Origin of the sequence: Rhodococcus sp. 66b (assembly GCF_002076325.1) — a bacterium.
Lineage (GTDB): Bacteria > Actinomycetota > Actinomycetes > Mycobacteriales > Mycobacteriaceae > Rhodococcus_F > Rhodococcus_F erythropolis.
Genome location: NZ_MUZB01000005.1, coordinates 186,244 through 199,309, shown reverse-complemented (window position 1 = coordinate 199,309; position 13,066 = coordinate 186,244). Strand labels below are relative to the sequence as shown.

Annotated in this window: 13 protein-coding genes; 7 read left to right on the top strand and 6 right to left on the bottom strand. The window is 62.1% G+C overall.

Features of this window, described 5'->3' with window-relative positions:
- Positions 1-2: 2 nt before the first annotated feature.
- Positions 3-1,025 carry a LacI family DNA-binding transcriptional regulator gene (locus B0E55_RS11185; protein ID WP_020969154.1) on the bottom strand — a complete coding sequence of 341 codons (1,023 nt, stop codon included), beginning with the start codon at positions 1,023-1,025 and terminating at the stop codon, positions 3-5.
- Positions 1,026-1,100: 75 nt separating this feature from the next.
- On the opposite strand from B0E55_RS11185, the gene B0E55_RS11180 reads away from it, so the two are divergent.
- The 4 genes from B0E55_RS11180 to B0E55_RS11165 are packed head-to-tail and all read left to right on the top strand — an operon-like array spanning position 1,101 to position 4,793.
- Entirely contained in the window at positions 1,101-1,892 is a 792-nt protein-coding gene (locus B0E55_RS11180; RefSeq protein ID WP_021332520.1) for an SDR family oxidoreductase, read from the top strand.
- A complete protein-coding gene (locus B0E55_RS11175) occupies positions 1,892-2,932 on the top strand; it encodes a Gfo/Idh/MocA family protein (RefSeq protein ID WP_080909718.1) in 1,041 nt (346 codons plus the stop codon). The genes B0E55_RS11180 and B0E55_RS11175 overlap by 1 nt, the downstream gene beginning before the upstream one ends.
- A complete protein-coding gene (locus B0E55_RS11170) occupies positions 2,929-3,795 on the top strand; it encodes a TIM barrel protein (protein ID WP_020969151.1) in 867 nt (288 codons plus the stop codon). Before B0E55_RS11175 ends, B0E55_RS11170 begins: the two co-directional genes overlap by 4 nt.
- Positions 3,792-4,793 carry a Gfo/Idh/MocA family protein gene (locus tag B0E55_RS11165; protein WP_080909717.1) on the top strand — a complete coding sequence of 334 codons (1,002 nt, stop codon included), beginning with the start codon at positions 3,792-3,794 and terminating at the stop codon, positions 4,791-4,793. Before B0E55_RS11170 ends, B0E55_RS11165 begins: the two co-directional genes overlap by 4 nt.
- 58 nt (positions 4,794-4,851) lie before the next feature.
- On the opposite strand, the gene B0E55_RS11160 is transcribed toward B0E55_RS11165, so the two are convergent.
- The 4 genes from B0E55_RS11160 to B0E55_RS11145 all read right to left on the bottom strand — a co-directional run bounded on the left by B0E55_RS11160 (position 4,852) and on the right by B0E55_RS11145 (position 8,953).
- Positions 4,852-5,664, bottom strand: a complete 813-nt coding sequence (locus B0E55_RS11160) for an ATP-binding cassette domain-containing protein (protein WP_007727336.1) — start codon at positions 5,662-5,664, stop codon at positions 4,852-4,854.
- Between the two features lie 3 nt (positions 5,665-5,667).
- Entirely contained in the window at positions 5,668-6,726 is a 1,059-nt protein-coding gene (locus B0E55_RS11155) for an ABC transporter permease (RefSeq protein ID WP_003940759.1), read from the bottom strand.
- 63 nt (positions 6,727-6,789) lie between these two features.
- Positions 6,790-7,791 carry a substrate-binding domain-containing protein gene (locus B0E55_RS11150; RefSeq protein ID WP_007727338.1) on the bottom strand — a complete coding sequence of 334 codons (1,002 nt, stop codon included), beginning with the start codon at positions 7,789-7,791 and terminating at the stop codon, positions 6,790-6,792.
- A 160-nt stretch (positions 7,792-7,951) separates the two neighbouring features.
- Entirely contained in the window at positions 7,952-8,953 is a 1,002-nt protein-coding gene (locus B0E55_RS11145; RefSeq protein WP_019747686.1) for a LacI family DNA-binding transcriptional regulator, read from the bottom strand.
- Positions 8,954-9,069: 116 nt separating this feature from the next.
- Here B0E55_RS11145 and B0E55_RS11140 point away from each other — a divergent pair, with 116 nt between their 5' ends.
- Both B0E55_RS11140 and B0E55_RS11135 read left to right on the top strand, forming a co-directional pair.
- The gene (locus tag B0E55_RS11140) at positions 9,070-10,095 is read left to right on the top strand and encodes a Gfo/Idh/MocA family oxidoreductase (protein WP_046378302.1); all 1,026 of its coding nucleotides are present in this window, start codon (positions 9,070-9,072) and stop codon (positions 10,093-10,095) included.
- Positions 10,092-10,868, top strand: a complete 777-nt coding sequence (locus tag B0E55_RS11135; RefSeq protein WP_080909716.1) for a TIM barrel protein — start codon at positions 10,092-10,094, stop codon at positions 10,866-10,868. The genes B0E55_RS11140 and B0E55_RS11135 overlap by 4 nt, the downstream gene beginning before the upstream one ends.
- Here B0E55_RS11135 and B0E55_RS11130 read toward each other — a convergent pair.
- Positions 10,865-11,905 (bottom strand): Gfo/Idh/MocA family protein, encoded by a 1,041-nt coding sequence (locus B0E55_RS11130; RefSeq protein ID WP_080909715.1) that lies wholly within the window; start codon positions 11,903-11,905, stop codon positions 10,865-10,867. The genes B0E55_RS11135 and B0E55_RS11130 overlap by 4 nt on opposite strands.
- A 78-nt stretch (positions 11,906-11,983) precedes the next feature.
- Between B0E55_RS11130 and B0E55_RS11125 the strand changes: the two genes are divergently transcribed.
- Positions 11,984-12,979, top strand: a complete 996-nt coding sequence (locus B0E55_RS11125; RefSeq protein WP_080909714.1) for a Gfo/Idh/MocA family oxidoreductase — start codon at positions 11,984-11,986, stop codon at positions 12,977-12,979.
- The last annotated feature ends 87 nt before the right edge of the window (positions 12,980-13,066 follow it).

The window sequence follows — 13,066 nt, the reverse complement described above, 5'->3', positions numbered from 1 at the left end:
AGCTATGTCGGGGGCATGTTGAGCGGTGTCACGACTTGAACCGGTGACGTCGTAAAGCCGAAGTGAGCGCCCATGGCGCCGTGTTCTTTCATGACCACCTGACAGGCAGTGCGAACATCCGCCCGCAGATCGTGGTGGAGCACCGCTGATATTCGCCTCTCCCCCAGCAACTTTCGATTGTCACCGTCGAGATCGTGAGCGATGAAGACACTGCACTCCCGGTTCAGTTCTTCGAACGCGTCGACCGTGGCCAGGTTGCCACCACCGATCGAATACACGGCACGGATCTGCGGATCGGATTCGAGTGCCGCTCGCACCAGTTTCCTACTCGTCTGATCCAGACCGTCACTGTTCGGAATGTCGATCAACCGTCGATGCGGAGCCGCGACGCGCATAGCGGAGCGAAATCCCATCTCCCGTTCTTCCTCCCCACGGAAGAATCCGCTACTCATGCTGACCAGCACGTTGCCGTCCCGATCCCCCAGCCACTGATCTATCAAGTACGCGGCGGTGGCTCCGGCGGCTCGGTTGTCGATGCCGATGTAGGCGGCTCGCCTGCTACCGGGAACATCGGTCACCAACGTGACGACCGGAATCTTTGCCGCCACCAACCGGTCGATCGCCGCCACGACTTCCGGAGTGTCGGGAGCCTTGACGATGACTCCGTGGGATCCGCGTCGGCGAATCTTGTCGAGCGTCGACGTCATCGCTTCGACCGAACCGGTTTCACGAAAGTGGAACCGAGAACGAACAACAGCAGGCGCAAGGGTCGGCAGTTCGGCCTCGAGCGCGTCACGGACTGCGTCGGAAAACCTTGCGGGAGTTTGCAACACGACGTCGACGATGAACGTGCGCCCGACCAGTTTCAGTTGCGAGCGTTGACGTTCCAGGTCCGTGATCGCCTGGCGAACCTCCGATCGTGTGCCCTCCCGAACTCCAGGACGGTCGTTGAGCACCCGGTCGACGGTGGCCTCACTCAGGCCCGACTGCTGAGCGATCTCCCGTACTTTGAATCGATGCGCCACAACTACCTCACGATGATGGATATTTGATGGTTTTTCGCTGTTGCTCGAGGTCTTCGTCACAGCCAGACTAAACCCATGACTTCTCCGCCGGGCGTAACCAGGCCCGCACTCCTAGCCGACACCGTCGTACTGGTCAGTGGCGGCTCGCAAGGCGTCGGCGCCGGCGTCGTACGCGCCGCAGTCCGTGAGGGCGCTCAGGTGGCTTTCACCGGCCGACGCCCGGACGTCGGAAAAGCTCTCGAGGCACAACTTTCGGGAACCCACTTCATCGAAGCCGATGTGGCGCAGACCGATTCCGCGCTCGCCAGCGTGGCCGAGACGATCTCACATTTCGGCCGCGTGGATGCCCTCGTCAATTCTGCCGGACTCACCTCGCGCGGCACGCTGCTCGACACCACCGAGGAACTCTTCGACCAGCACATCGCGGTGAACCTTCGCGGTCCGTTCTTCACGATGCAGGCAGCCGTCAAGGACATGCGCGAGCGTGCGGTCCCCGGGTCCATCGTCAACATCATCTCCACGTCCGAACTCGGCGGGCAACCGTATCTCGCGCCGTACGTCGCAGCGAAGGCCGGGCTGGCGGGGCTGACCCGCAACGCCGCCCATGCGCATCGCTGGGATCGTATCCGGATCAACGGTCTCGACATCGGGTGGACACAGACCGAGGGAGAAGACCTCACGCAGAGAGCTTTTCACGACGCTGGTGACGATTGGCAGGAACGTGCGGGCAGCACCCTCCCCATGGGCAAGCTCGGACAGGTCGACGAAATCGCCGACTTCGTCGTCTTCCTGCTCTCCGATCGCAGCGGAGTCGTGACAGGTTCGATCATCGACTGGGACCAGAACGTCTTCGGAGGGCTTGACTGATGGGCGCTCGAATCGGAGTCATCGGCCTCGGACGAATCGGCAGCTACCACGCCCGAAACCTGCTGACGACGGACGGCGTCGACGCACTGGTTGTCACCGACGTCGACGCACGTCGAACCTCGGACGTGGCAAGCGAACTCGACGTGGAGTCCGCTGCCGATCCCGACGCGCTTTTAGCGTCAGGCATCGACGGCGTTCTGATCGCCGCGTCGTCGAGTTCGCACGCCGACCTGATCGAAGCCGCTGTCCGCCGAGACATCCCGACGTTCTGCGAAAAGCCGGTAGCCGACTCGATCGAATCCTCGGTTCGTGTCCTCGCGACTGCCGAGCAGACGTCGGTACCAGTCCAGATCGGATTTCAGCGCCGATTCGACCCGTCATTTGTGGCGGCGTACGACGCAGTTCGATCTGGAGAACTCGGTTGGATCCACACTCTCCGATCGACCACCCTCGACCCCGCTCCCCCGCCGATCTCGTACATCGCACACTCCGGCGGCATCTTCCGCGACTGCTCGATCCACGATTTCGACATCGTCAGGTGGGTCAGCGGCCGCGAAGTCACCACGGTTTTTGCCACCGGCTCGAATCAGGGTGATCGCGGGATCGCCGATGCCGGTGACGTCGACACCGCCGCAACGGTTCTCACTTTCGAAGGCGGAACCATCGCGGTCGTGTCAAATACCCGCTACAACGGCCGCGGCTACGACTGCCGACTCGAGGTACTCGGCTCGGCGGACTCCGTCGTTGCCGGGCTGGACGACCGCTTGCCACTCCGCTCTCTCGACCCCGAAACATCGTTCCCCTCGAAGGAGCCGTACACGTTCTTCATGGACCGCTTCACGTCCGCCTACCGTGCGGAACTCGAAGCATTCCTCGGCGTTGTCGCCGGGCGTCGGGAATCACCGTGCACGCCCACAGATGCGGTCGAGTCGGCGTGGATCTCCGAAGCTGCAACGCACTCTCTGCGCGAGGGTCGGCCCGTCACGATCACCGAAGTCAAAGATCTGTTCCTTCACGACAAGAATGAGGCACACACATGAGCACTCCTCGCATCGCCGGCGCACCGATCTCCTGGGGCGTGTGCGAAGTCCCGGGCTGGGGCTACCAACTCGACCCTGCGCAAGTCCTCCGGGAAATGCGCGAAGTCGGTCTGGCGGCAACGGAAATCGGACCGGAGGGCTTTCTGCCGACAGCACCCGCCGAAATGGCCAAGGTGCTCGCGGATCACGACCTGAGCGCAGTCGGCGGGTTTGCACCAGTACTGCTGCACGATGACGATCATGATCCGGTACCCGGCATCTCCCCCATCCTCGACGGTTTTGTCGCCTCGGGTGCCGAGGTTTTGGTTCTGGCCGCCGCGACGGGTTCCGACGGCTACGATTCACGCCCAGAACTGGACGAGCAGAGTTGGAAAACCCTGCTACACAATCTCGATCGCCTCACCGACGCCGCGGCCGAGCGTGGAATCAGGGCAGTTGTCCACCCTCACGTCGGAACGATGATCGAGCAGCGCGACGAGGTCCTGCGAGTGCTCGACGGCTCGGCCATCCCACTGTGCCTGGACACCGGCCACCTGTTGATCGGCGGCACCGATCCGGTCGACCTGGCGCGTCAAGCTCCCGAGCGCATCACCCACGTGCATCTCAAGGACGTCGACGATGCCCTCGCATCACGCGTTCGCAGTGGTGAGCTCACCTACACCGACGGCGTGAAGGCGGGAATGTACCGTCCACTCGGTGGCGGCGACGTCGACATCGCCGGTGTCACAGCCATATTGCAGCGCCACGGTTTCGACGGGTGGTACGTGCTCGAGCAGGACACCATTCTGGCCGAGGCTCCGTCCGACGAGGGACCGGTGCGCGATGTGCGAGCGAGCGTCGAGTATCTGCGGTCGGTTCTGTGACACCTGCCCCGCTGCGGATAGGCATTCTGGGAGCCTCACGCATCGCCGAGAACGCGATGATCAAACCTGCAACGGCCACCGGGCACCGCCTGGTGGCCGTTGCCGCACGCAGCCCCGAGCGGGCCAGAGCCTATGCAGCCCAGCATGGGATCGAACGGGTGGTCGGTTCGTACGCCGAGCTGATCTCGGATCCGGAGGTGGACGTCGTCTACAACGCGCTGCCCAACAGCCTGCACGGACCGTGGAATCTCGCCGCCGTTCAGGCCGGCAAGCACGTGCTGACGGAGAAACCGTTTTCGAGCAACGCGGTGGAAGCGCGTGCTGTAGCCGAGGCAGCGCGCGTGAGCGGAGTGACGCTGCTCGAGGGGTTCCACTACCTCTTTCATCCGGTGAACCGGCGCCTGCTGGATGTGGTTCGGAGCGGCACAGTCGGCGCGGTCACTCGGGTGGAAACCGTACTGCGGATGCCCAAACCATCCGAGAACGACCCGCGGTGGGAGCTCGCCTTGTCAGGCGGGTCACTGATGGACCTGGGCTGCTACGGGTTACATGCTTCCCGGATGCTGAGTGACGTCTGTGGTGGTGCGCCAGTGGTGACCGGGACCCGCCACGAGGAATACGCTCCGGGGGTCGATTCGTGGTTCGACATCGAACTCGAGTATCCCGGCGGAGCGCGGGCATCCGTTGTGACAACGATGTTGGACGAGCAGTACCACTTCACCTTCCGGGTCTTCGGATCCAACGGAGACGTCCTGGTGCACAACTTCCTCCAGCCGGACGTCGACGACCGTGTCTCCGTCACTGTCCATGGGCGCACGAGTATCGAGCAGCTGGGCACGAAGTCGTCGTACACCTGGCAACTCGAAGCGTTCGCCGATCATCTGTCCGGGGTCTCGGCGCTGCCGATCGGACCGGGCGACGCGGTAGCCAACATGACGATGATCGACGAGGCGTACATGCATTCCGGCCTCGGGGTTCGGCCGACGACCATCCTCTGACGAAACGACTACAGCCTCGGTTCGATTCGAACCGAGGCTGTAGTCGCGAGGTTTTGATCTAACGGCGAAGCTCGTGGGTCAGTGTCTCGAGCTCGTCACCGCCCGCCATCTCCTTGGTCAGTTCTTCGAGTGAGATGTCGTCGTACTTGGCGTCGAGCTTCTGCCTGCCTCGGTTGAGGAGCACGAAGTGATCGCCGACCATGTACGCGTGGTGCGGATTGTGCGTGATGAAGATGACGCCGAATCCCTGTTCCTTGGCAGCGGTGATGTAGCGCAACACCATTCCCGACTGCTTGACGCCGAGCGCTGCTGTCGGCTCGTCGAGAATCAGCACGCGGGCACCGAAGAAGATGGCGCGGGCGATGGCAACACACTGACGCTGACCGCCGGAGAGACTACCGATCGGTGCGTCGACGTCAGGCAGTTCGATGCCCATCTTCGACAGTTCCGAAAGAGTCGTCGCGCGCATGGCGTTGGCGTCGAGCGACTTGATCAGACCACCCTTGCGCAGTTCCTGCCCGAGGAAGAAGTTGCGCCACACCGGCATCAACGCAACAACGGCGAGGTCCTGATAGACCGTCGCGATGCCTTTGCCAAGCGCTTCTTTAGGCGAGTGGAACGTTGTCGGTTCGCCGTCGACGAGTAGTTCACCTTCGCTCTGCTGGTGCAGACCGGCGATGATCTTGATCAGCGTGGACTTGCCTGCGCCGTTGTCACCGAGCACACCGGTCACTTCACCCGCACCGACGCGCAGGTTGATTCCCTTGAGCGCGATGATGTTTCCGTATTGCTTACCGACGTCCTTGAGCTCGATCAGTGGCACGTTGCCGCCCGAGTTCGAGAGAGCCGGAACTTCAGCTGTGGTACTCATGTGTCACCTTTTCGCAGCGTAGTTGCGGAATGCGTTGTTGGCGATGACCGCGAACAGCAGCATGGCGCCGAGGAAGAACTTGAACCAGTCCGGGTTCCAGCCTGCGTAGACGATGCCCTGGTTGGTCATACCGAAGATGAATGCGCCGATCGCAGCACCGATCGCGGTTCCGTAACCACCGGTGAGCAGGCAACCGCCGATGACTGCGGCGATGATGTACAGGAACTCGTTACCGACACCCTGACCGGACTGAACGGTGTTGAACGAGAACAGCAGATGCATGCCCACGAACCAGGCAGCAAAGCCGACGGTCATGAACAGACCGATCTTGACTGCGGTCACCGGCACACCGATCGCGCGGGCACTGTCCTGATTGCCGCCGACCGCGAAGATCCAGTTGCCGATCTTGGTCTTGAACAAAACAAATGTTGCAATCGCGGTGAACAGCAGCCACCACACGACCGTGATCTTGACGGACACCCCGAAGACCGAGAACGACGACGCGAATACCTTTTTCGCGGAATCGAATCCGGCCATGTCGGAGACGCTGGGTGTGGCAACCTGACCACTCACGAGCTTGGTGACGGCCAGGTTGATTCCGGTCAGCATCAGGAACGAACTCAGGGTGATGAGGAAGCTGGGAATCTTCGTCTTCATGACGAGGTAGCCGTTGAAGAATCCGACTGCGAGCGAAACGACCAGCGCCAGAATCGCACCCACCCACAGATTGAGGTGCAAATTGTAGGCGATCATCGACGCGGCGAGCGAGGACGTGGTGACTGCGACGCCGGCGGAGAGGTCGAACTCGCCGCCGATCATGAGCAGGGCGACCGCGCAAGCCATGATGCCGATCGTGGAGCTGGAGTAGAGCACTGTCGCAAGCGCTTCCGGCGTACGGAACGGTGCCGCGACGATACAGAAGAAGATGAAGATGGCGATGGCGCCGACAAGTGAACCCATCTCCGGGCGGAGCAGTAGGCGCTGAATGCGCTTTTGCTCCTTCACCCGTTCATCGGTCACGACTTTGTGGGCGGCAAGGTCGAGATCTGCCTGAGTGGACATGATTTCCCTTCCGTGCTGGACAGGCGCACGGAGGGCGGACTCTCAGCCCTCCGTGCGCCTGGATCAGCGAGTTCCGTTCTTGGCGTACTCGGCGACCGAGTCGATGTTGGTGTTGTCGATGAACGCGGGTCCGGTCAGGGTCGGCAAGCCGCCACCGATCACGTTGCCGTTGTTGAGGTAAAGCCACAGCGAATCGATGGCGAGGTAGCCCTGCAGGAAGGGTTGCTGGTCCACTGCCCACTGCACGTCACCGGATTTGATGGCGTCGACGAGCGCCGCGTTGGTGTCGAAAGTGACGACCTTCGCCTTGCTGCCCGCATTGCCGACCGACGTCACGGACGTCAAAGCAAATGGAGCACCGAGTGCGAGAACTCGATCGATTGCCGGGTCCTGTTGAAGTTTCGCGGTGATGGTCGATTCCACCGACGGCATGTCCTTGCCGTTGACGTTGAGAATCTCCGTCGTTCCCTTGAACGACTTCTTCACTCCGGCACAACGTGATTCGAGGCTCACGTTGCCCTGCTCCTGAATGACGCACAACACCTTGGTGGCACCTTCGGTGTTGAGTCGCTCGCCGGCAGCTTCACCGGCAATCGACTCGTCCTGACCGAAGTACTCCTTGACACCCATGTCCTTCCAGGTTTCGAGGCCCGAGTTGAGGGCGACCACCGGAATGCCCGCAGCGGTGGCACTTTGGACCGCGGCAACCATGGCGTCGGGCTTCGCGAGCGTCACGGCAATCCCGTCGACCTTGCTGTCGATCGCACTCTGAACCAAGTTGGCCTGATTCGGCGCCTCGGGATCGGCGGAGTACCGGAGCTCGATGTTGTCCTTGGCCGCTGCGGTTTCGGCTCCCTTGCGCACCAGATCCCAGAACGTGTCACCGGGAACTTCGTGAGTGATCATCGCAATGGTGGCGCGGGGCGTGTCCGCCGTACCCGCGCCCATTCCGGATCCGGAAGAATCCGGCTTTCCGCCGGTGCTTGAACAGGCGGCCAGACCCAAGACCACGACTGAGGCTCCGGCCAGTACGGCAACGCTCTTGCGTCCCGTGAGAAACGACATGTGAACTCCCTCTCGACATCAACCAACGGCCCGCGAACGGATGGTGCTCGGTTGTATGTGAAAGATGTAATACCCGTCACAGTCGAATGTCAATAGTTTGTTCTGACATTAGGACTGCTTATCAAAGACCGAACAAACTGATTAAAGTCGAAACTGCAGGTCAATGCCCTGCGGGTCCAGTTGAACCTCGAACCACCAGTTGTGGCTGCGCGACAATGTCCTTGCCCAATGGCCCACTTCCGCCGTCGAGGCGTTCGGAGATCCGCTCCACCGCGGCGCCGCCCAGAAACGCCGTGTCCTGCCCGACACTGGTCAGATCGATGTGCGCCAAACCTGCCAATGCACTGTTGTCGAATCCGATCACGGAAACGTCGCCAGGCACCGAGATCCCGGCACGCAGGAAGACGTCGAGAACTCCGAGCGCGCAGCGATCGTTGAAAGCGAAGACCGCCCCGGGTAACCCACCCTCGACCATCGACCTGGCGGCAGCTGCGCCGAACTCCTCCGTGAGACCGCCGGGAAGAATTCTCGGCTCCAGACCTGCCGCTCGCATGGCCTTGCGGTAGCCCTGACGCCGTTCCTGGGCGCCCGGGCCTCGCCCGCCGTCGACGTGGGCGATCGAGCGGTGCCCGAGTTCGACAAGGTGATTCACAGCCATCACCGCGCCCGCCTCGTCATCTGTTCGGACAACATCCACGTGCACTGACGACATCTTCCGCGCGATTACGACAACGGGAACCTTGTCGGCCAGGTCGACGATCTCTGCTTCCGGCGCCTGTGAACCCAACAGCAAGATCGCCTCACACCGGTCGTCGAGCAGGGTCCGCGTTGCACGAGAATCCGGCCGTCGCTCCGAGACCGCACTGAGGACGACGTCGTAGCGCGACCGTTCGGCGGCCACATAGATTTCGTCGAGCAGCTCCGCGTGAAATGTTTGCGCCGCAACGTAACTGACACCGATCAGGCGGCTGCGATGTTGGCGCAGCAGTCGCGCCGCGTTGTCGGGTCGATAGCCGAGTTCGTCCGCGGCCGCCTTGACCCGTACCCGCGTCGCATCGCTGGCACCCGGGACATCACGAATGACGATGGACACCAGAGCGCGTGACACACCGGCCAGGTCTGCTACGTCTTGCAAGGTGGGGCGTCGACTGTTCACCTCCACAGACTAGATCGTTCCAGCGAATAAGCACCGAAGCATTGACGCGCGCCGCATCCGGCGCTTTACTGGCATGGACTAGAACGATCTAGTTCCTCATTCTCACTCCGAACGGAGCCCCCATGTCTGCCTCTGTTGCAGTCGGTCTCATCGGCGCCGGATGGATCGGCCGCTTCCACGGCGAGTCCGTCGCGCTGCGTATCCCCGGCACCCGTCTCGTCGCCGTCGCCGATCCTGCGCCCGGCGCTGCGGCGTCGTTGATCGAACGTGTCAGTCCCGACGCCCGCGCGTACACCGACGCCCTTGAGCTGATTGCCGATCCGACCGTCGAAGCGGTGCTCATCAGTACGCCCGCATCAACTCACACCGATCTAGTGGTGGCCGCCGCGGAGGCCGGCAAACATGTCTTTTGCGAAAAGCCGATGGCCTTGACACTCGAGGACGCCGATCGCGCGATCGGCGCGTGTGCCGCGAACAACGTTGCGCTGCAAGTCGGTTTCAACCGGCGCTTCGCCGCCGACTTCACCGCGGCCCACGACGTGATCACCGCCGGCGGGATCGGAACCCCACAGCTACTTCGTTCTCTGACCCGCGACCCAGGAATCACCGCCGACGTCGCCTCCCGAGTCAAGCCGTGGACCATCTTCAACGAGACGCTGATTCACGACTTCGACGCTCTGCTCTGGCTCAACCCCGGGGCACGCGTCGTCGAGGTGTTCGCGCAGGCCGATGCTCTCATCCATCCGCAGTACAAGGAGCAGGGGTACCTCGACACGTCGATGGTTCAGTTGCGCTTCGACAACGGCGCCCTCGCGTCGGCCGAGGCCAACTTCCAAGCCACCTACGGTTACGACGTTCGCGGCGAAGTTTTCGGTTCCGGTGGAATGGTGAGTGCAGGCGAGGTCACGCGGACCGCGATGCGTCATTACAGCTCACCGGGCGTTCTGGCCGACACACCTCGGGTGAACATCGAACTGTTTCACGACGCCTATGTCGCCCAGTTGGCGCACTTCGCAGACTGCATCCGCTCCGGCAGCGCGCCGTCGGTCGACGGTCTGGATGCCCGCAATGCGCTGGAAATTGCATTGGCCGCAAAGGAATCCGTGGAAACCGGACTGCCCGTATCATTGTTGTCGGTGCCGCAGTGAGCCCCTTCGATTTGGCGGTCTCCGCCGAGATGACGTTCACCGAACTCCCTGTCGTCGAGCGTGTTCGGCGGATCTCGGAGGCGGGGTTCGCAGCCGAGATCTGGAGTTGGCAAGACAAGGGCCTCGATGCTCTGGTCGCCACCGGGGCTCGCTTCTCCTCGATGACCGGCTACCTCCACGGCGATTTGTTCGATGACGCCGGCAGCGCCGAACTGGTACGTACAGCGGCGCTATGCCTCGCTCCGGCAGCGAAACTCGGCGTTCCCCGGCTGAACTTCCATACCGGCGAGCTGATCGACGGACAGGCTGCGCGCCCGCAGTATCGAACTACGGGAACGATGTGGCTGACGGCCCAACGCGCTCTCGAGAAGATCGCGAGACTGGGCGAAGAAGCCGGAGTCGTCTTCTGCCTCGAGAATCTCAATACGATCGTCGATCACCCCGGCGTACCGATGGCCCGCGCCAAAGACACCCTGGCACTGGTGGAATCCGTCTCACACCCCAACCTCAAGATGATGCTCGACCTCTACCACGCACAGATCGGCGAAGGAAACCTCATCGAACTCGTGCGGCGTTGTGGTGACAACATCGGCGAGATTCAGGTGGCCGACGTACCCGGCCGATGCGAACCCGGAACCGGCGAGATCAACTACCCCGCCATCGCACGCGTGCTCGCCGACCAGGGTTACACCGGCACGATCGGTTTGGAGGGCTGGGCATCGGGAGACAGTGACACCGCACTCACTGCTTTCCGGAAGGCCTTTACGCTCTAGCCCTCACCCGGGAACATGATCCCCACCTGACGGCGGATCTCGTCGAGGATGTCGAGCGTCGCAATGGCCGCGTCGAGCGGATGGACCGGCGACTCGATATCCCCGGCGGTGATCCGCCGCGCCGCCTCGGCCGCCTCGAACGCGAGACCTCCGACGTATCCGTCGACCGGATCGTCGTAGCGCACAGATCTTCCGTCACCTAGCCGGACAGTGAAGGCCCCGGGCCGGTAGAACGTCGAGTCCAGAATGATCATCCCCTTGTCGCCGCAGATCGAGGCCGTGTTGGGCGTGTCAGCAAGGATCGTGGTGTTCAGACTGGCCTGAGCAATGCCTGCCCAGGACAGAACCGCTGAGATCTGGCCGTTCACCATGTCATTCGCCGGCTCGCCCAGGGCAGCAACCGCAGTAGGAACACCCAATACCCGATACGCGAGACTGACCGGATAGGTCCCGAGGTCGAGAAGTGGCCCACCCGCAAGCGCTGGATCGTAGATACGATGATCGGTCTCGAACCGTTCGCCGTGATCGGCCAGAACCGTACGTATGGTTCCCAGCAGCCCCGCCTCGAGGATCTGGTCGATCACGTCGAACTTGGGCAGAAACGACGTCCACATCGCCTCCATGCAAAACAGTCCGAGCGCAGTCGCCCGCTCCTGAATCGCCCGTCCCTGCGCTGCGTTCAAAGCCAGCGGCTTTTCGATCACGACATGCTTGCCGTGATCCAATGCCGCCATCGCGCAATCGAAATGAGCAGTGTGCGGTGTTGCGACATAGACGACGTCCACATCCTCGGAGGCAAGCAAAGCGTCGTAGCTACCGTGAGCGCGTCGGATCCCCCAATTGTCCGCGAAGGCCTGAGCGCGGGTGAGTCCGCGCGAAGCGACGGCCGTGACTTCCTGCGCTGTATTTCTCTGCAGTGACTCCACGAAGCGTTGTGCAATCCAGCCAGGCCCGAGGATCCCCCAGCGCAAAGTCGGAGCGTCGACCGGATCGGGGACCCGGGTGCGAGGGAGTTCCAGAACTGTAGAAGAAGTCATGCCTCGAACTGTAGTCGAATCTCGAAATATGTAAGGACATTAGGTTGTCCGTTTCAATCCTCTGGAAGTAGGAACCTCATGTCGATTCGTGTCGGTGTGATCGGAACCGGCGTCATGGGCGCCGACCACGTCCGCAATCTCCACTCCACGGTCTCCGGGGCAACGGTCTCTGTGGTTGCAGACCTCGATCAAGAGCGAGCAAAGTCCGTAGCGTACGCAGTCGGCGCACGGTGGGTGACCGATCCGTTGAAACTGATCAACGACGCCGGTGTGGACGCCGTAGTCATCGCTTCCCATGATTCAACGCATGCCGACCTCACGCTTGCTGCTGTCGAAGCCGGAAAACCGGTTCTGTGTGAAAAGCCCCTCGCAGTGACAGCAGAGGACTGCCGACTCGTCGCTGCGGCCGAGAACCCCGAAAGCCCCCTTGTGAGCGTCGGATTCATGCGCCGCTTCGATCCGGGATACGTGGCGCTGAAGGCCGAAACACATTCCGGTCGTATCGGTGACCCACTGATCGTGCACTGCTCGAGTCGCACTGTCAGCGCCTACCCGGGTGGCAGCTCGGAATCCACGGTGACCAACTCCGCGATTCACGAACTCGACATCGTGCCGTGGATCTTGAACTCTCCCGTCGTCGCAGCCAGCTGGCACTGCGGGCGCTCGAGTTCGCTGGTGACCGATCGCCAGGATCCGCAGATAATCATGCTGCGCACCGCCGACGGCGTTCTCACCACGGTCGAGGTCTTTCTCAACGCGCGGTACGGCTACGACACTCGGTGCGAGGTCGTGGGCGAAATCGGCGCCGCTCGTCTCGCCGAACCGGTGGTCATCCACACCGACGCGGATCGATCCCACTCGTACGGCTATGCGGCGGATTGGATTCCGCGTTTTGCCGAGTCGTATCGCCGCCAACTTCAAGAGTGGATCGACGCATTGAGCACCGGAAGACCGTCGACGTTGGCCACAGCCGCGGACGGCCTGCGGGCAAATCTCGTGGCAGCTGCCGTGATCAAGTCGATGCACTCCGCGGGGACAACTGTCTCGGTCGAGCCCGTGGGGGAAAGTTTCTGAGGTCTTTTTGATGGATTTCAGGGGTAGTTTCGATGGGTTCTCCTTGGCAGTCTTTGAGGTACAGCGCATCTTGAACACCGCAGGAAA

Excerpts from the sequence above, each read along its gene's own strand:
- B0E55_RS11125 (WP_080909714.1), top strand. The coding sequence starts at position 11,984 with ATGTCGATTCGTGTCGGTGTGATCGGAACCGGCGTCATGGGCGCCGAC.
- B0E55_RS11170 (WP_020969151.1), top strand. The coding sequence starts at position 2,929 with ATGAGCACTCCTCGCATCGCCGGCGCACCGATCTCCTGGGGCGTGTGC.
- B0E55_RS11130 (WP_080909715.1), bottom strand. The coding sequence starts at position 11,905 with ATGACTTCTTCTACAGTTCTGGAACTCCCTCGCACCCGGGTCCCCGAT.
- B0E55_RS11140 (WP_046378302.1), top strand. The coding sequence starts at position 9,070 with ATGTCTGCCTCTGTTGCAGTCGGTCTCATCGGCGCCGGATGGATCGGC.
- B0E55_RS11155 (WP_003940759.1), bottom strand. The coding sequence starts at position 6,726 with ATGTCCACTCAGGCAGATCTCGACCTTGCCGCCCACAAAGTCGTGACC.
- B0E55_RS11180 (WP_021332520.1), top strand. The coding sequence starts at position 1,101 with ATGACTTCTCCGCCGGGCGTAACCAGGCCCGCACTCCTAGCCGACACC.
- B0E55_RS11150 (WP_007727338.1), bottom strand. The coding sequence starts at position 7,791 with ATGTCGTTTCTCACGGGACGCAAGAGCGTTGCCGTACTGGCCGGAGCC.
- B0E55_RS11175 (WP_080909718.1), top strand. The coding sequence starts at position 1,892 with ATGGGCGCTCGAATCGGAGTCATCGGCCTCGGACGAATCGGCAGCTAC.
- B0E55_RS11160 (WP_007727336.1), bottom strand. The coding sequence starts at position 5,664 with ATGAGTACCACAGCTGAAGTTCCGGCTCTCTCGAACTCGGGCGGCAAC.